Origin of the sequence: Streptomyces sp. NPDC058239, from assembly GCF_042882185.1 — a bacterium.
Lineage (GTDB): Bacteria > Actinomycetota > Actinomycetes > Streptomycetales > Streptomycetaceae > Streptomyces.
In genome coordinates this window covers 128520-145871 of the sequence record NZ_JBHVWS010000019.1, presented here as the reverse complement: position 1 = coordinate 145871, position 17352 = coordinate 128520, and the positions used below count along the sequence as shown (strand labels likewise).

The window sequence follows — 17352 nt, the reverse complement described above, 5'->3', positions numbered from 1 at the left end:
GCCCGACCGACCCACCGCCCGCACGGCCCGAGACCTCGTCGCGGCCACAGGGTCGAACCGGATGCGACGCCGGCCGGGCCGCCGGTACGGCCACGAAGGGTGCCGCGCCGCCCCACGGGGACAAGGGCGGCACCGCAAGGATCACCGCTCGCTGTCGAGGTGGTGCATCTGGGACTCGGCATAGCGGGTGCCGGCGGCGGCGCCGACGGGGACGGCCTGCTCGATGGCCGACAGGTCGTCACCGGTGAGGGTGAGTTCCTGGGCGCCGAGGGCCTCGGCAAGGCGCTCGCGGCGGCGGGCGCCGACGAGCGGGACGATGTCCTGGCCCTGCGCGGCGACCCAGGCGATGGCGACCTGAGCGACACTGGCGCCCTTGGCCTCGGCGACCCCCCGCAAGGCATCGACCAGGGCCAGGTTGTGGTCGAGGTTGTCGCCCTGGAAGCGGGGGCTGATGGCACGGAAGTCGGGAGCTGCGAACTGCCGGGCCTTGCTCCAGTGGCCGGAGATCAGGCCCCGGGAGAGTACGCCGTAGGCGGTGATGCCGATGCCCAGCTCGCGGGCGGTGGGCAGAATCTCGTCCTCGATTCCGCGAGAGATCAAGGAGTACTCGATCTGCAGGTCGGCGATGGGGTGCACAGCCTGGGCCCGCCGCAGGGAGTCCGCGCCGACCTCGGACAGACCGATGTGGCGGACGAGGCCTGCCTGGACCATCTCGGCGATGGCACCGACGGTTTCCTCGACCGGCACATCGGGGTCGAGCCGCGCCGGGCGGTAGATGTCGATGTGGTCGGTGCCCAGACGGCGCAGGGAGTAGGCGAGGAAGTTCTTCACGGCCTCGGGGCGGGCGTCGTAGCCGCCCCAGCCGCCCTTGGCATCGCGCAGGGCGCCGAACTTGACGCTGATCACGGCGTCGTCGCGGCTGCGGCTGCGCAAGGCATCACGGAGCAGCAGCTCATTGTGGCCCATGCCGTAGAAGTCGCCGGTGTCCAGCAAGGTCACGCCGGCGTCGAGCGCGGCGTGGACGGTGGCGATGGACTCGGCCTCGTCGGCCGGCCCGTAGAGGTCGGACATGCCCATCATGCCGAGGCCGAGAGCGGAGACTGCGGGACCGTTGATTCCGAGAGTGCGGGTGTTCACAGAGGTGATCCTTCACGAGAGACTTATCAACGCTAACGAGTACATGTTATCGCTGATGTAATCGATGCTAACAGGCGTCGGGTAGCGTTTGATTCCATGAGTGCGGAAAAATCTCTCGACACCCGCGAGCGCATCCTCGTCGCGGCCGCCGACCTGCTGGCCGAAGGCGGCAGCGATGCCGTCTCCACGCGCGCCGTCAGCGCAGCCGCCGGCGTCCAGGCACCCACCCTCTACCGGCTCTTCGGAGACAAGAAGGGGCTGCTGGACGCCGTCACCGCCTACGGCTTCGAGCGCTACCTCTCGGACAAGCAGGCCCTGGCAGCCACCGGTGATCCGGTCGAGGACCTGCGGCACGGCTGGGACCTGCACATCGAGTTCGGCCTGACGCATCCCTCGTTCTACGTACTGATGTATGGAGCCGTACGCCCGGGCGAGCGGGCCGCGGCCTCCGGGAAGACGTACCGGGTGCTGCTCGGCATGCTCGAGCGCGCCGCCCGGGCGGGCCGTCTGCGCGTACCCGTCGACGCGGCCGCCGAGATGATCCAGGCCACCAGTGTCGGCGTCGCCCTCGCGCTCATCACCGCCCCCGCCGACGCCCGCGACATGGGCCTGTCCGACCGCACCCGGGACACGGTGCTGACCGCCCTCACCACAGACCCCGCACCTGCCGACCGCGACGCCACCCTCGCCTCCCGCGCCATCGCTCTCGACGCCGCGCTGACCCCCGGGCCCGAATCCCTCACGGCGGGTGAGGTCGCTCTGCTCCGCGAGTGGCTCACACGCCTCGCGTCAGCATGACCCTGCCGCGGCCTGCGCGACTTCACACGGCGCCGCGGGCCACCTTCGCCGGCTCACCGGGTGAGTGCGTCCATGGGCGCGAGGCGGAGCCAGGGGCGCAGACGTTCCAGGTCGGCGGCGAGGGCCAGCAGCCGCTCCTCGCCGCCGGAGGGGGCGACGAGCTGAACGGCGTACGGCGAGCGGTCCGCCCGCTCCGCGGCGCCTAGGGGCACAGCGGCAGCCGGCCAACCCGCGAGGTTCCAGGGCGGGGTGAAGGGGCTGAACCGGGTGTTGGCGAGCAGATTTGCCGTCCAGCCCCGTCGGTGCCAGTCCTTCGCCGCCGGGGCGGGCCGGGCGAGAGCCGGGGTGAGCAGCACGTCGTGGCGCTCGAAGAACGGGAGCATGCGGTCGCGCAGTTGTGACCTGTGGTCGGTGTGCGGCAGTGGAGTACGCACCACCAGGCGGCCGACGGCGGCATGACGACGGGTGCGTGGTGCGAGCCGCCGGGGGTCGAGGCCGACAGCTTCGGCCGCCGTACCGGCGGTCCATCGTGCGGCCGCAGCGACGCCCAGCCACCAGGGATAGGGCGGGTCGGCAGCCACGACGTGGTGACCCGCCTCGCTGAGCAGGCGGGCGGCGTCACGGGCGGCCCGGGCCCAATCGCGGCTGACGCCGACGCCGGGGACGGGGCTGCGGGTGGAGACGGCTATGCGCAGCGGTTCGCTCGCCGAGGGGCCGGGGGACGGCTTTTCCACACCGGCAAGCACCTGGTACATCAGCCTGGCATCCGCGACGGTGGTTGCGATGGGGCCGTTCTCCGCCATGCCGTACCAACCGTTGGTGCCCAGCTCGCAGGGCACCGTATCCGCGCCCGGCTTGAGACCGACCAGGCCGCAGCACGCGCAGGGGATGCGGATGGATCCCATCCCGTCCGCTCCGAGCGCGATCGGTGCCAGCCCTGCGGCGACCGCCGCGGCGCTGCCGCCGGAGGAGCCACCGGAACTGCGAGCCGGCTCCCAGGGGTTACGGGTGACGCCGTGCGCGCCCTCCGTCGTACCGAAGACGCACAGCTCGGGAACATGGGTGAGGCCGATGACGACGGCCCCGGAAGCACGCAGGCGGCTGACGGTCTCGTGGTCGGCGGTGGCGGGTCCGGTCGGCGAGGCCGCGCTGCCGTTGCGGGTGGCCTGTCCGGCGACCGGGACGTTGTCCTTGATCGCAACGGGCACGCCCGCGAGCGGCAGATCGGTCAGGTCCTTCCGGCCGGCGAGAGCATCTGCGGCGGCCGGCGCCTCTGCGTCCAGTACGGCCCGGAAGGCACCGAGACGTTCGTCGAGCCGCCGGATACGTTCCAGGTGCTCGACAACGACCTGACGAGGCGTCACATCACCGCGCCGTACGGCATCGGCGATCTCGACGGCGGTGCGGCCGGTCCAACCCGTCACACGTACTCCCAAGTGGTGTGCGAATGTCGCGGAGAGCGTAGGCGGCAAACCTGCGGGGCGGAAGAGCGGACCGTGCCCGCGCCACCTCGAACACCGGACCCGGACGGCTGGAACAGACATGGACGGAGCCGGCCGCCGCGGTTCGAAATGACACCTGAGCGACCCCAGCCAGACATTCATGATCGCTTCACCGGGAAGTCGGCCAGGTCGCACCACGGCCTGACGCGCGGCACCTAAGGTCTTTGGTTCAGACCGGTTATGCATTCGTTACACAGCCGGACCACAGCTCCCGGACCAGAATTCCCGGGCCAGAGAACAGGGATCCCCGTGAGACTCACCCCTCTCGTGATCGCCGCGACGTCCGTCGCGCTCGTCTCCCCGACCGTCGCGCAAGCCCAGCCCCCGGGCACTCTCGCCCCGTCCGCACCCGGCGTGAGCGTCCCGGGCGGGCGGTACGAACACTCGGTCGAGCTGAAGTTCCGGGCCGAGCGCGGGACCACCGTCCGCTACACGCTGGACGGTACGACCCCGACCCGTGACAGTCGCGCCTACTCCCCCGGCCGTCCGCTGCGGATCAAGAAGGACACCAATGTCACGGCGGTCGCCTTCCGCGGCAGGCAGAGCAGCGTCCCTGTGTCGTACGGCTATCTGATCAAGTCCCGGGAGAAGCCGCTCGCCCGTCTGGTCGTCATGTCCGATGTGCACGTCGGCAGCCATGCGAGCGCCGACAAGAAGTACGAGAGCTTCTTCGACACCATCGGGTCGATCTTTCCCGAGCCGGACGCGATCCTGTCCAACGGCGACATGATCAACGACAACGGGGACGGCAAGGGCCCCGACCACAGAATCGTCTCCGAGATCTTCCAGGCCAACCTCGCCCGCAAGGGCATGACCGACACCCAGTTGCTGATCTCCAACGGCAACCACGACGCGAGCCTCGCCGCGATACGGGCCGGATACCCGAAGGCATGGTTCCCCGACTCGGGCGGTGGCTACTACGAGTCCGAGGTGAAGGGCCTCCACATCCTCACGGTCAACACCGAGACGTACGACTCCAGCACGGCCCAGCGCACTTGGCTGAAGGAGCGGCTCGCCGCGATCACCGCCGATCCGGCCTACGCGGGCAAGCCGGTCCTGGTCCAGGGGCACCGGCCCACCACCGGAACCACCATGGACGGCCAGCAGGCTTCCAACCCGCGACTGGCGGAGGATCTGAGCGCCTTTCCGCAGGCCATCCTCTTCTCCGGTCACTCGCACCTGAACATCAACGACGACCGCTCGATCCACCAGCGCGACTTCACTTCGGTCAACGACGGTTCCATGTCGTACGTCGAGATCGATCACGGCTACCAGATGGTCACCGAGGACGGCCTCGCCGACCGCTTCGAGTCGCCGACCGCGCAGGCGCTCTTCGTCGAGGTCTACAAGGACCGTACGGAGATCGCGCGGGTGAACATGGCCGCGGACAAGCACGACATCTACACCGGTGGCCAGTGGTCGGCGAGCTGGCAGCCGCCGTACGCCAGTGCGGGCACCCTGAGCGGTCCCACCTGGACCGTGCGTCTGAAGGGTTCGACAAGTCAGCAGATCAAGGACAACTTCCGCTACACGGACGCCGAACGCAACACCGTGGCGCCGAAGTTCACCACGCGTGAGCCGCTGTCCCGGGTGCACGACGCGAAGGGCGGCACGGCTCTGCGGATCGCGCAGGCCGAGGACGACCAGATGGTGCACCACTACAACGTCGACATCACCGACGCCTCGACGGGGGCCTCGGTCGTCTCGTCCAAGGTCCTCTCGGACTTCTACTTCATGCCCCGGCCGAACACCCTCGACATCCCGGTGACGGGCGCGGCCGGGGGCGGCCGGTACGTGGCACGGGTCGTCGCCGTCGACGCGTACGGGAACGCCTCCCCCGCCGCGTCGCTGACGTTCCGCAAGTAACGCCGCCGGGACCGGGCGGCTCCCTCCCTGGGGTGCCGTCCGGTCCCTGTCCTGCCGGGTGGTCAGGTCGCGTCGGGGTCGACGGCGGCCCGGCCCTTGGCCCGCCTGCCGACGACGGCTGCCGCCGCGACGGCACTGCCCGCGAAGGCAAGGGCGACCATCCATGGCTGGTTGAAGGCATGCCCGGTGGCATGGTCGAGGGAGTACCGGCCGGGGCCGATCAGGCCGATCGCCGCGGCGGTGAAGCCGAGGAAGGCCGGGTACTCGTAGCCGCCGCCCTGTGCGAAGAATCCGGCGGGTGCGTGGACGGCCACGGCGCCCGCCATCGCCCCGGCCGCGGCCGCACCGGCCGCCGGGGTGGCGAGGCCGAGGGCCAGGAGTGCGCCGCCGCCCGCCTCGCCGAGCCCGGCGGCGACCGCGCTGTGCTTGGGCGGGTGGAAGCCCATGGCCTCCATCGCGGCGGTGGTTCCCTCGATGCCTCCGCCGCCGAACCAGCCGGCCAGCTTCTGGGTGCCGTGCGCGGCCAGTACCGCGCCGGTACCGACGCGCAGGACGAGCAGGCCGAGGTCACGGCGGTCGAGGCAGGCCATGAGGGTCTCCGCAAGGGTTCGGGGGTCGGTGGGCTTCGACGCGCCACCCGCGCCGTGGCGGACAGATGCCACGGTTCCACTTTCCGTGGCCCGGGGCGCCGACGCGTCCTGGTGTTAGGCCGTCCGGGGGACGACCACACTCGCGACTCTGCGACGAACGCCATTATGCAACTTGTTGCACAATGGTGTTTCGGTGGTCTACAACTGGCTCAACGACACTGCGCGAGGAGCCGCCTCATGAGCCCGTACCCGAATCTGCTGAGCCCGCTCGACCTCGGGTTCACCACCCTCCCCAACCGGGTGCTGATGGGGTCGATGCACATCGGTCTGGAGGAGGTCGAGCGCGGCTTCGAGCGGATGGCCGCCTTCTACGCGGAACGCGCCCGGGGCGGCGTCGGTCTGATGGTCACCGGCGGCATCGCTCCGAACGCCCGCGCCTGCTCCTTCCCCGGCGGCGCAAAGATGACCACCGAGGCGGAGGCCGAGCAGCATGCGCGGGTCACTGCCGCCGTGCATGAGGCGGGCGGCCGGATCGCCATGCAGATCCTGCATTTCGGCCGGTACGCACACCATCCCGACCTGGTCGCGCCGAGCCCGATCCAGGCGCCGATCAGCGCATTCACCCCGCATGCCCTTGACGACGACGAGGTCGAGGAGACCATCGAGGACTTCGCCAGGGCCGCCGAGCTTGCGCGGCGTGCCGGGTACGACGGTGTCGAGATCATGGGCTCCGAGGGCTATCTGATCAATGAGTTCATCGCCGCTGCCACCAATCACCGCACCGACCGCTGGGGCGGCTCCTACGAGAACCGCATCCGGTTCCCCGTCGAGATCGTGCGCCGGGTCCGTGAGCGGGTCGGCAGCGATTTCATCCTGATCTACCGGCTCTCGATGCTGGATCTGGTGCCCGGCGGTTCCTCGCTGGAGGAGGTCGTGCAGCTCGCCCGCGAGATCGAGGCCGCCGGCGCGACGATCATCAATACGGGGATCGGCTGGCACGAGGCCCGGATCCCCACCATCGCCACCTCGGTGCCACGCGGTGCCTACACCTGGGTCACCGAAAAGGTGCGCGGCGCCGTCTCCGTACCGCTGGTGACGAGCAACCGCATCAACACGCCCGAGGTCGCCGAGGAGATCCTCGCCTCGGGGCGGGCGGACATGGTGTCGATGGCCCGGCCGTTCCTCGCCGACCCCGACTTCGTCGTCAAGGCGTCCGAGGGCCGCGCGGACGCGATCAACACCTGCATCGGCTGCAACCAGGCCTGCCTGGACCACATCTTCAGCGGCCGGGTCACCTCCTGCCTGGTCAATCCTCGCGCCTGCCACGAGACCGAGCTCACCCTGTCACCGACCCGCACCGTCAAGCGGGTGGCGATCGTCGGCGCCGGGCCCGCCGGTCTCGCGTGCGCCGTCGCAGCGTCCGAGCGCGGGCACGAGGTGACGCTCTTCGACGCGGCCGAGGAGATCGGCGGCCAGCTGAACGTGGCACGCAGGGTTCCCGGCAAGGAGGAGTTCAACGAGACACTGCGCTACTTCCGTACCCGGCTCGCGGAGGAGAAGGTCGGGCTGCGGCTCGGTACACGGGCCACGGCCGATGTGCTCGAAGGCTTCGACGAGGTCGTCCTCGCCACCGGTGTCACGCCCCGCTCCCCCGCGATACCGGGCCTGGACCACCCCAGCGTGGTCAGTTACCTCGACGTGCTGCGCGACGGGGCAAAGGTCGGCGACCGGGTCGCGATCATCGGGGCGGGCGGGATCGGCTTCGACGTCGCCGAGTTCCTGACCGACCCGGGCGATGCCGCGAGCCTCGACCCCGAGGTGTTCTTCCGGCAGTGGGGCGTCGACACCGACTACCGCGGCCGGGGCGGTCTTCGTGCCCCGGAGCGCGGGAAGGCGCCGCGCACTGTCCATCTGGTCCAGCGCAAGACCAGCAAGGTCGGTGCCGGGCTGGGCAAGACCACAGGGTGGATCCACCGCACCGAACTGCGGCACCGCGGCGTCACGATGATCGCGGGCGCCGGCTACGACCGGATCGATGACGACGGACTGCACCTCACGGTCGACGGCGAACAGCACCTGCTGCCGGTCGACACGGTGGTGCTCTGTGCGGGGCAGGAGCCGCGCCGCGAGCTGTACGAGGAACTGCTCGCCGCGGGCCGTCCGGCTCATCTGATCGGCGGCGCCGATGTGGCCGCCGAACTGGACGCCAAGCGCGCGATCCGCCAGGGCACGGAGCTCGCCGCTGCGCTGTGACCGATCCGGGAACCCCCGGCCCGGGGGTTCTCGACCGGCCCGGCCCCTCCGTCATGGGGCCACCGCCCGGCCGTCCTTAGGATGCACCCCATGTCACTCCCGCATGCGATCCTCACCGCCCTGCTCGAAAAGCCGTCGTCGGGGCTGGAGCTGACCCGCAGGTTCGACCGGTCGATCGGCTATTTCTGGTCCGCCACGCACCAGCAGATCTACCGCGAGCTGGGGAAGCTGGAGCAGGCCGGGCAGATCCGGGCGCTGCCGCCGGAGCAGCCCGCCCGTGGGCAGAAGAAGGAGTACGAGGTGCTGCCCGCGGGCCGCGAGGCACTGTCCGCATGGGTGGCCCGGTCCGAGGACCCCAAGCAGATCCGGGATCCGCTGCTGCTGCGGATGCGGGCGGCGGCGGTCGTCGGGGCGCCCGGCCTGGATGCGGAGCTGCGCCGTCATCTGGGGCTGCACCGTCGGCAACTGGCGGAGTATTTGGAGATCGAGGAGCGGGACTTCCCGCCCGAGCGGAACTCCGACGAGGACCGGCTGCGGCATCTGGTTCTGCGTGGCGGCATCGATCTGGAGAACTTCTGGATCGGCTGGCTGACCCGGGCACTGGCCCAGGACGAGCAGCCGAGTCCGTAGGGAGGTTGTTTCCGTACGTGACAGTTCGGTGGGCAGATGTCACGTCTTCGCACCATGCCCCCGGCGGGCGGCGGGCGTCGCTTCCACTCGCTACGGTCCGCCCACCGGCGTCCGGCCCAGCTCCGGTCGTAGCGTCGGCTGGTCCATCGGCCCTCGGCTCCCGATCACGACGCGAGACGGTGATCCGGCCGCGGGCTTCGGCTCTGCCGTGGCCCGGTCGACGACGCTCGACGTCTCCGCCTGGGCGCGGCTCAGCAGAATCACGCCCCGTACCGCCGCTGCCGCACCGAGCACTGCCGGGATCAGGCTGATCGTGCCCCCCTGGAGGCGTTCGCCGAGCAGGGCCAGTCCTATGGCGGCCGCGGCCACCGGATTGGCGAGTGTGACGACGGCCAGCGGCGCGCCCAGGCCACCCCGGTAGGCGGTCTGGGAGAGCAGCAGCCCGCTCATCGCGAACGCGGAGACGAGAAGCGCGACGATCAACAGGCGCCAGCTGAACAGCGGGCCGGTGTGGTCGGTGACGGAGACGGTCAGGGTCTGGGTGAGCGCGGAGGCGACCCCGGAGGTGATGCCGGACGCCGCCGCGTGCCGCAGGCCGGGGCGTGCTCCCGGGCGGCTGAGTCCGGCGACGACGGCCATGGTCCCGGCGCCGACGGCCAGGGCTTCGGGGAGGCTGAGCGTTTCGTGCGGGGCGGCACCGCCCGCGGTCATCAGCAGGGCGCCGAGGCCGAGCAGGGTGAGAATCGTGCCGCGCCATTCGATCCTGGTGACCCGGCGTCCGGCGGCCCTGGCGCCCAGCGGGACTGCGGCGACCAGGGTGAGGGCGCCGAGCGGCTGGACAAGGGTGAGCGGGCCGTACTTGAGCGCCGCGACATGCAGCAGCGCACCACCGGCGTTCAGTCCGACCGCCGACCACCAGGCGCCACGCCCGAGCAGCCCCAGGACCCCGGCGTCCGGTTCGGTGCGCCCGGCGAGCCGGGCCTGCGCCACCGCGGCCGAGGCGTACGCGGCGGCGGAGACCAGCGACAGCGCGACGGCGATCAGGGTGGCGTTCATCGCCGGGTCCCGGACGAGGCGTACGAGCGGGCGAGGTGGGTCTGCGGCTCGGCGCAGGCGGTCGGCACGGCGGGTTCGGCGGGCCGCGGCACGACCGTCAGCGCGGGCTCGTATCCCGTGGAGGGCCACGAGGTGTGTGCCCGTACCGGGACCGTGCGCTTCAGCGGCAGCGCCGCGAACGCCACCGCGAGGAGCGCGGAGACCACGATCGAGTCGAGCCAGTAGTGGTTGGCCGTGCCGACTATCACCAGCAGCGTGATGAGCGGATGCAGCAGCCACAGCCAGCGCCACCGGGTGCGGGTGGCGACGATCAGCCCGACGGCGACCATCACCGCCCAGCCGAAGTGCAGGGAGGGCATGGCGGCGAACTGGTTCGCCATCGAGTCGGTCGCCGGCGTCGCTCCGTACACCGTCGGTCCGTACACCTGGCCGGTGTCGACGAGTCCGGCCGCGGCCAGCAGCCGCGGCGGGGCGAGCGGGAACAGCAGATGGAGTGCGAGTGCGGCGCCGGTGAGAGCGGCGAGGATGCGGCGCGACCAGACGTAGTGGCGCGGGCGGCGCCAGTAGAGCCACACGAGGAAGAGCAGCGTGGCCGGGAAGTGCACGGTCGCGTAGTAGGTGTTCGCGAGGTGGATCAGCGTCTCGTTGTGCAGCAGGAGACTCTGCACAGTGCCCTCGCCGGGCAGGTGCACGGACCGTTCGAAGTCCCAGACGTTTCCGGCGTTGCGATACGCCTCCTCGACGTGACCGTTCGCGGCCTGCCGGCCGAGTTTGTAGATCACGAAGAGCCCTACGACGAGAAGAAGCTCGCGGACGAGGGGCGGTCGGGCAGAACTGTCCGGCTCCTGATCTGCGGGCTCGCTACCGGCGTACATCACCCGGTGCCCCTTTGCTGACGAAGCAGTGTTGCGACGGCATGGTCCAGTCCACGCCGCATCGATACGCCAGTGTACCGATACGCGAACGTATCGGTACACGCGCGTTTCGGTACACTGGCGTATCGATGGACCTCGTCGCAGAATCGCTGAGAGGGAAAACGCATGTCGCCGCAGGAAGCCGCGCAGGAACCGGCACACACGCCACGCCGCTCGAAGATCACGCCTGAGCGGGCGCAGGAGTTCTACGCGGCCGTGCTCGACATGCTGAGAGAGTCCGGCTACGAGGCCCTCACCATGGAAGGGGTCGCCTCGCGGACGCGCTGCGGCAAGTCCACGCTCTACCGGCAGTGGGGCTCCAAGCCCGAACTGGTCGTGGCGGCGCTGCACGGCACTCGGCGGGTGCTGCTTCCGCACATCGACACCGGCACACTGGCAGGGGATCTGCGCGAGGCCGCCCGGGCCATCGGTGCGGGCTCGGGCCGCGACACCCCGCTGATGCACGCGCTCAGCCATGCCGCGCTGCAGAGTCCCGAGCTGCTGTGCGCACTGCGTGAGGCGCTGATCCTGCCGGAGATCGCGGCGATCGAAGCGATGGTCCGGCGCGGAGCGGAGCGCGGCGAGATTCCGGCGGACACTCCCGCGGCCGAGTTCGTCTCCGTGCAACTGCTTGGCGTGATGCGCGCCCGGCCACTGCTGGAGGGGAAGTTCGCGGACGAGGCATATCTCACCCGCTTCGTGGAGAACGCCGTCCTTCCCGCACTTGGACTGGAGGCGTCCGCGCCCTAGTCCCGAGAAACGTGGGCCGTTGTCCGAGCGGATGACGACGGCCCGCTCGCGCCGCACCGTGGGGACGGGGGCGGCGCACCATCCGGGCGGCCGGTGACTCCTCAGGGAGCCACCGGCCGCCCGCACTTTCCTCCCCGCAGCTCATCCCGCTCGGCCGAAGCGGCGACTATTCCACCAAACAAACGATTGGTAGCTTTACGGAACCGATCAGCGTGCACTTCGGCCACAGCAGAGGCGGACCATGGACATCGGCAACCCCATCGACTTCACCGGACGGACAGTGCTCGTCACCGGCGGCACGAAGGGCATCGGCGCCGCGATCGCCAGGGCCTTTCTCGCCGCCGGCGCGGATGTACTGGTCTGCGGCCGCAGCGAACCGTCCGAACTTCCGGGAAGCGGCACCCGGCGGGCACACTTCCGCGCAACCGATGTCCGCGACCCTGCGGCCGCCGCCGCACTGGTCGACACGGCGGCGGAACGGTTCGGACGGCTGGATGTACTCGTCAACAACGCGGGCGGCTCCCCCGACGCCGACGCGGCCACCGTGTCGCCGCGGTTCATCGAGAAGGTCGTCGCACTCAATCTGCTGGCCCCTTTCTATGTGGCGCAGGCCGCCAACCGGATCATGCAGGGCCAGAGCGAGGGCGGCTCGGTCATCAACATCGGCAGCGTCTCCGCGCACACCCCGCAGCCGGGCACGGCCGCCTACACGGCAGCGAAGGCCGGGCTGCTGGCGCTGACCCGGGCACTGGCTCTCGAGTGGGCGCCGAAGGTGCGCGTCAACCACATCACGACCGGACTGATCCGCACCGAGAGCGCGGCACCGGTGTACGGGAAGGACGGTGGCGCCGCCGTCGCCGGGGTGATTCCGATGCGAAGGATGGCCGTACCGGACGATGTGGCACGCGCCTGCCTGTATCTGGCGGGCGGCCTGGCCGAATACGTCAGCGGGGCCGATCTGGCGGTGCACGGCGGGGGCGAGGTACCGGCCAGGTTCCTCGCCTCGAAGGGTGGACAGGACGGCTGAAGAATTTCGGTGAGCGACGGATCACCGGTGGCGAGCATTCGGCGCATCGAAGGCGGACATGCACACGGACGATCATTCTCGTCCCCTTGACGATATCAACCGGACTCCTTATCGTCTTCATGACGAGAATAAGGGGGATTCCGACATGGCCGACATCACCAGGCGCTTCGGCTGGCGCCATCTGCGCTCCGCACCCACTGCCCACATCCGCCACCACAAGCGCGGCCGGCTCGCCCACGACGGGCCGGGGCTGAGTTTCTGGTACCGGTCGCTGACCGCCGCACTTTCGGAAGTGCCGGTCAATGACCGAGAGTTGGCCATGGCCTTCCACGCCCGCACGTCCGATTTCCAGGACGTCACCGTGCAGGCCACCGTGACCTACCGGATCAATGACCCGGCCGAGGCCGCCGCCCGCCTGGACTTCTCCGTCGACCCCGACACCGGGGTCTGGCGCGGCGCGCCGCTGGAGCAGATCGCCACGCTGCTCACGGAGACCGCCCAGCAGCACACCCTGGACGTGCTGGCCCGAACAGCGCTGGCCGAGGCCCTGGTCGACGGAGTCGCATCGGTACGCGACCGCGTCGCAGCGGGGCTTGCCGCCGAACCCCGGCTGCCCGCCACCGGTATCGACGTGGTCGCGGTGCGGGTGGTCGCCATCCGTCCCGAGGCCGAGGTGGAGCGCGCGCTGCGCACTCCCGCCCGCGAGCAGATCCAGCAGGAGGCCGACCGGGCCACCTACGAGCGCCGTGCCGTGGCTGTGGAACGGGAACGGGCCATCGCCGAGAACGAGCTCGCCAGCCAGATCGAACTGGCCCGCCGCGAGGAGCAGTTGGTCGAGCAGCGCGGCACCAACACCCGCCGCGAGGCCGAGGAGAACGCCGCAGCCGACGGGGTACGCGCCGAGGCAGAAGCGGCACGCAAGGTGCGGCTGGCCCGGGCCGAGGCCGAAGCCGCCCGCGAGGTCGGCGCCGCACGCGCGGAGTCCCAGGCGGCCTGGCTGCGGGTGCACGGCGAGGTGGACGCCGCGACCCTGCACGCCCTGGCAGCGACCAGGCTCGCCGAGAACCTGCCGCGCATCGACAGCCTCACCCTCTCCCCCGACGTCCTCACCGGCCTGCTCAGCAAGCTCGGCAGGACCGACCCGGAGCCCCGGGCATGAGCCTGGCCCCACGCGCTGTGCTGGTCCACCGCACCACCGAGTACGAGGAGTTGCTGGCCCGGCACGGCACGCACGGCCAGGCCGCGTTCTTCCTCTCCAGCCGTGGCCGGTCCATCGACGAGGTGGCCCTGCGGCACCGGCAGAGCCGGCGGGCGCTCGCCGATGTGGCGGCAGCCGTACCGCTCCAGTGGCGGCAGTCACGGGTGGAGCGCGCCGATCTCGACCGTTTCCTGTTCGCGCCCGAGGACGTGGTGGTGGTCGTCGGACAGGACGGACTCGTCGCCAACGCCGCCAAGTACCTGTCCGGCCAGCCCGTCGTGGGCATCGACACCGACCCCGGACGCAATCCGGGCGTGCTCGTACGCCACCGGCCCTCCGATGCGGCCGCCCTGCTCCGGGCGGCCGCATCCCCAGGCGGCGCGGCGGACGAACTCACCATGGTCGAGGCAGTCGCCGACGACACCCAGCGCCTCGTGGCCCTCAACGAGATCTACCTCGGCCCGCCCGGCCACCAGACCGCCCGCTACCGGCTCGGCCCCGACGTGCCCGATGCCCCCACCGAACCGCAGGCCTCCTCCGGCGTCCTGGTGGGCACGGGCACCGGCGCCACGGGCTGGCTCCGGTCACTGTGGCAGGAACGCCACAGCGCCCTGCGACTCCCGGCACCCACCGACCCGCGGCTGCTCTGGTTCGTCCGCGAGGCCTGGCCGTCACCCGCGACCGGCACCTCACTGGTCTCGGGCGAACTGGGGCGCGGACAGGGGCTGAGGTTCACCGTGGAGTCCGACCGGGTGGTGGTCTTCGGCGACGGGATGGAGGCGGACGCGCTGGAGCTGACATGGGGTCAGACGGTACGGCTCGGCATCTCGGCGACATCGCTGCGCCTGACCGTCTGACGGCCCGGACCACGCACCTCGCCAGGGCATTTTCCGTGCCGGTGCCCGCTCTCCTGCGTCGAGGACGAGCGGGCACCGGCACGGTCAGCGGACGACCTTCACCGCCGGAGAGTTCCAGATCTCCCTCGGCGCCGCCTGGTCCTTGTCCCCGCCCGCCTTGTCGAAGACGAAGCGCAGGGTGTACGTCCCCGACGGGGCGGGCGAGCCGTCGGCCAGCTTCGCATCCCAGCCGTAGAAATCCACTCCGGTGCCGGCGCCGGAGTTACGGGTCAGCCATGAGACGTCGTACGGCGTGGCGACGACCTTGCCGTGGGCGTCGACCGCCTGGACCCGCATCCGTTCCAACAGCGGGAAACCGTGCGACAGCATCAGCCAGGCGCTGTCGTCGGTGGTCGACTCGTTGCTGAGATCTACCGTCACGGGCAGCGACTTGCCGAAACTGAAGTAGCCGGGGCGCAGCGCCGGGTTGTCGAGCGTCGTGTTGATGCGGCTGAACGTCGGATTGACCGCCGATACAGCGTCCAGGTCTCCCGCCACACCTTGGTACGGCACCCGTACCTCCGGGGTGTCCGCGCCCACGGGGGTCAGCTCGATCCAGCCGCCGTACAGGGTGCCCTGCGGCACGCCGTGCGGTTCACGCAGCCGGACGGTGAGGCTCCTGCTGCCGTGGGCGGGCACGGTGATCCGGCCATGAGCGCTGAAGTCGGCGCGGGCGCCCGCGTCGCCGGCGTCCCATTCGGACGTGTACGGGGGCTGCGCGGAGATCGCCGCGGTGTGGCCGACGGTGTATGTGACGGGGTGACCGGCCGGATTGTGCACAGTGATCCGACGGACGCTCTCGCGGCCCTCGGTGTCACCGAGCGGCAGTTCGGACGGGGTGGCGGTGGCGGCGGTGCGGTCCGCCGCGGCGAGTGCGCCGAGCGCGTTCACCCGGCCGGCGCCCTGCTGGGCGACCGGCTGTGCGCCTCGGGTGTGGTCGCCGGTGAAGGCCACCGGGTCGGCGGTGTTCTGAAGGATGCCGCGCACCTGGCCGGGCTTGAGGCCGGGGTGTCCGGCGAGCATGAGCGCAACGATACCGGCCACGTGCGGGGCGGCCATCGAGGTGCCGGACTCGACTCCGTACCAGCCGAGATGGCGCGGGAGGGTGGAGAGGATCGAGCCGCCGGGCGCGGCGAGGTCGGGCTTGAACTCCTGCTCATTGCCCGGTCCCCAGGAGGACGAGGCGTCCATCAGCCCGGCCTGGTCCGGGCCGTAGGAGATGCCCGCGTAGGCACCCCAGGTCAGTGCGGTGCCGGACGGGGCGGCCAGAATCCTCTTGGCGGCGGTCTCGCTGATGACGACACCGGGGATGTCGGACTGCTCGCAGCAGAAGATGGCACCGGGGAGCTGGTCGCCGCTCGTGGTGTAGTACACGGTGGCCGCGGCGCCGGCCGCCTCGAACCTGCGGATGGCGTCCATCGGCTTGCACGGCAGGCCGAGCGTGCCGGTGAACAGGACGGCCTTGCCGGTCAGGCTGCCTTCGGGCAGCGCGTCGCAGGTGGCGGTCCCCTTCACCACCGGCAGGCTTCCGTCCGCCGGGGTGGACGGGGCGCGGGTGATATTCAGGTACGGGATCGGGGTGTCCGTACCGTCGGCGAAGCGGAAGGCGAGGTAGCCGTAGCGTTCGCTGTGGGTGCTGCCCACGGCGATGGCTTCGTCGGCGACGGCCGGGCTCGCGGCGCGGAACGGCCCCGCGTAGCCGTTGCCGATCGCGACGGTGGCGGTCACTCCGGCATCTGACACCCGGTCGACGGCCCGGGCCAGTGCGTTGCTGGAGCGGGCGCCGTTCGGGTTGCCGAGGCTGAGGTTGACGATGTCCACACCGTCCTCGACGGCCTTCTCCAGAGCGGCGATGACGATCTCGTCGGTGGGCTGGTTCTTCTCGCCGAAGACTCGGTAGGCACGCAGTGTCGCATCGGGTGCGACGCCGACGGTCTGTGGTCCGTCGCCCGCGACGATGCCCGCCACATGGGTGCCGTGGCCGGTGGCCGGTCCGGTCGAGGAGTCGTACGGGTCGGCGTCCTCGTCGGCGAAGTCCCAGCCGCCGGTCACCTTGGCGTTGGGGAATCCCCCGCCGCCGAGCGCCGGATGGTCGTAGGCGATGCCGCTGTCGATGATGCCGACCGTGACCCCCTTGCCGGTGTGCCCGGCGCGGTGCGCCTCGGCGACTCCGGTCAGCCCGGTCACGGTGACGATCTCGCGTCCGGACGGCGAACTCTCCCTGGTCCCGGGCCGATCGCCCGAAGTCGCGTCCGCGACGGCCCGGCGTACCGTTTCCGCCGAGACGGGCGTCGGCGACGGGGGTGCCTCGTAGGTGACCGGCGCCGCGACCTCGGCCACATCGGGAAGCGCGGCCAGACGTGCCGCGTCGGATTCGAAGACGCGTACCGTGAATCCGCTCAGAACCTTGTCGAACCGTCGGGTGACGGTGAGATCGATCCCGGCGCGTTCCGCTTCGTCGAGTACGGCTGCGCGGTCGGCGGCCGTGTCGCCGGAAACCGTGACGATCCGGGTGACGGTGCGGTCCCCGGTACCCGCATCGGTGGCGGCTGCGGGCGCCATGGTGGCGGCGAGGGGCAGGAGCGCCAGTGCGGCAATGAGAGATCTTCGCATGGCCGTTACCCCACCAGCGGTGGTGACCGGCGTCCAGTGGCTCCCGGGTGTCGAGAACTCGCCTGGCGGGAACTCGCCCCGTCCATGGCCCCAGTTGCCACCGGACACCCACCTGACGTGGG

14 protein-coding genes are annotated in these 17352 nt (G+C 70.8%); 8 read left to right on the top strand and 6 right to left on the bottom strand.

Annotated features, from left to right (window positions below):
- Positions 1 to 141: 141 nt before the first annotated feature.
- Positions 142 to 1137: an aldo/keto reductase gene (locus tag ACFVYE_RS21595; RefSeq protein WP_389606916.1), complete on the bottom strand. Its 996-nt coding sequence runs from the start codon at positions 1135 to 1137 to the stop codon at positions 142 to 144.
- A 96-nt stretch (positions 1138 to 1233) separates the two neighbouring features.
- On the opposite strand from ACFVYE_RS21595, the gene ACFVYE_RS21590 reads away from it, so the two are divergent.
- Complete coding sequence (locus ACFVYE_RS21590) at positions 1234 to 1935, top strand: TetR/AcrR family transcriptional regulator (protein WP_383975712.1); 702 nt, start codon at positions 1234 to 1236, stop codon at positions 1933 to 1935.
- A 53-nt stretch (positions 1936 to 1988) separates the two neighbouring features.
- Here ACFVYE_RS21590 and ACFVYE_RS21585 read toward each other — a convergent pair whose 3' ends face one another.
- A complete protein-coding gene (locus ACFVYE_RS21585) occupies positions 1989 to 3359 on the bottom strand; it encodes an amidase (RefSeq protein ID WP_383975709.1) in 1371 nt (456 codons plus the stop codon).
- 327 nt (positions 3360 to 3686) lie between these two features.
- On the opposite strand from ACFVYE_RS21585, the gene ACFVYE_RS21580 reads away from it, so the two are divergent.
- Positions 3687 to 5303, top strand: coding sequence for a chitobiase/beta-hexosaminidase C-terminal domain-containing protein (locus tag ACFVYE_RS21580; RefSeq protein WP_383975706.1), 1617 nt, complete (start codon positions 3687 to 3689; stop codon positions 5301 to 5303).
- A gap of 62 nt (positions 5304 to 5365) precedes the next feature.
- Here the strand turns inward: ACFVYE_RS21580 and ACFVYE_RS21575 are convergent, their stop codons facing one another.
- On the bottom strand, positions 5366 to 5893 hold the full coding sequence (locus ACFVYE_RS21575; protein ID WP_383975716.1) for a DoxX family protein: 528 nt from the start codon (positions 5891 to 5893) through the stop codon (positions 5366 to 5368).
- A 237-nt stretch (positions 5894 to 6130) separates the two neighbouring features.
- Here ACFVYE_RS21575 and ACFVYE_RS21570 point away from each other — a divergent pair, with 237 nt between their 5' ends.
- Together ACFVYE_RS21570 and ACFVYE_RS21565 are read left to right on the top strand one after the other, a co-directional pair.
- Entirely contained in the window at positions 6131 to 8146 is a 2016-nt protein-coding gene (locus ACFVYE_RS21570) for an FAD-dependent oxidoreductase (protein WP_383975703.1), read from the top strand.
- A gap of 90 nt (positions 8147 to 8236) precedes the next feature.
- Positions 8237 to 8776: a PadR family transcriptional regulator gene (locus ACFVYE_RS21565; RefSeq protein ID WP_383975700.1), complete on the top strand. Its 540-nt coding sequence runs from the start codon at positions 8237 to 8239 to the stop codon at positions 8774 to 8776.
- A 90-nt stretch (positions 8777 to 8866) separates the two neighbouring features.
- Here ACFVYE_RS21565 and ACFVYE_RS21560 read toward each other — a convergent pair whose 3' ends face one another.
- Together ACFVYE_RS21560 and ACFVYE_RS21555 are read right to left on the bottom strand one after the other, a co-directional pair.
- Entirely contained in the window at positions 8867 to 9832 is a 966-nt protein-coding gene (locus ACFVYE_RS21560) for a hypothetical protein (RefSeq protein WP_389606913.1), read from the bottom strand.
- Positions 9829 to 10707: a phosphatase PAP2 family protein gene (locus ACFVYE_RS21555; RefSeq protein ID WP_383975694.1), complete on the bottom strand. Its 879-nt coding sequence runs from the start codon at positions 10705 to 10707 to the stop codon at positions 9829 to 9831. The genes ACFVYE_RS21560 and ACFVYE_RS21555 overlap by 4 nt, the downstream gene beginning before the upstream one ends.
- Positions 10708 to 10872: 165 nt before the next feature.
- On the opposite strand from ACFVYE_RS21555, the gene ACFVYE_RS21550 reads away from it, so the two are divergent.
- The 4 genes from ACFVYE_RS21550 to ACFVYE_RS21535 all read left to right on the top strand — a co-directional run bounded on the left by ACFVYE_RS21550 (position 10873) and on the right by ACFVYE_RS21535 (position 14578).
- Positions 10873 to 11496: a TetR/AcrR family transcriptional regulator gene (locus ACFVYE_RS21550; RefSeq protein ID WP_383975692.1), complete on the top strand. Its 624-nt coding sequence runs from the start codon at positions 10873 to 10875 to the stop codon at positions 11494 to 11496.
- Positions 11497 to 11737: 241 nt separating this feature from the next.
- Positions 11738 to 12523, top strand: coding sequence for an SDR family oxidoreductase (locus tag ACFVYE_RS21545; RefSeq protein WP_383975689.1), 786 nt, complete (start codon positions 11738 to 11740; stop codon positions 12521 to 12523).
- Positions 12524 to 12668: 145 nt separating this feature from the next.
- On the top strand, positions 12669 to 13682 hold the full coding sequence (locus ACFVYE_RS21540) for an SPFH domain-containing protein (RefSeq protein ID WP_383975687.1): 1014 nt from the start codon (positions 12669 to 12671) through the stop codon (positions 13680 to 13682).
- A complete protein-coding gene (locus ACFVYE_RS21535; protein ID WP_389606910.1) occupies positions 13679 to 14578 on the top strand; it encodes a hypothetical protein in 900 nt (299 codons plus the stop codon). The genes ACFVYE_RS21540 and ACFVYE_RS21535 overlap by 4 nt, the downstream gene beginning before the upstream one ends.
- 84 nt (positions 14579 to 14662) lie before the next feature.
- On the opposite strand, the gene ACFVYE_RS21530 is transcribed toward ACFVYE_RS21535, so the two are convergent.
- Positions 14663 to 17230, bottom strand: coding sequence for a S8 family serine peptidase (locus tag ACFVYE_RS21530; protein WP_389606908.1), 2568 nt, complete (start codon positions 17228 to 17230; stop codon positions 14663 to 14665).
- Positions 17231 to 17352: the final 122 nt, after the last annotated feature.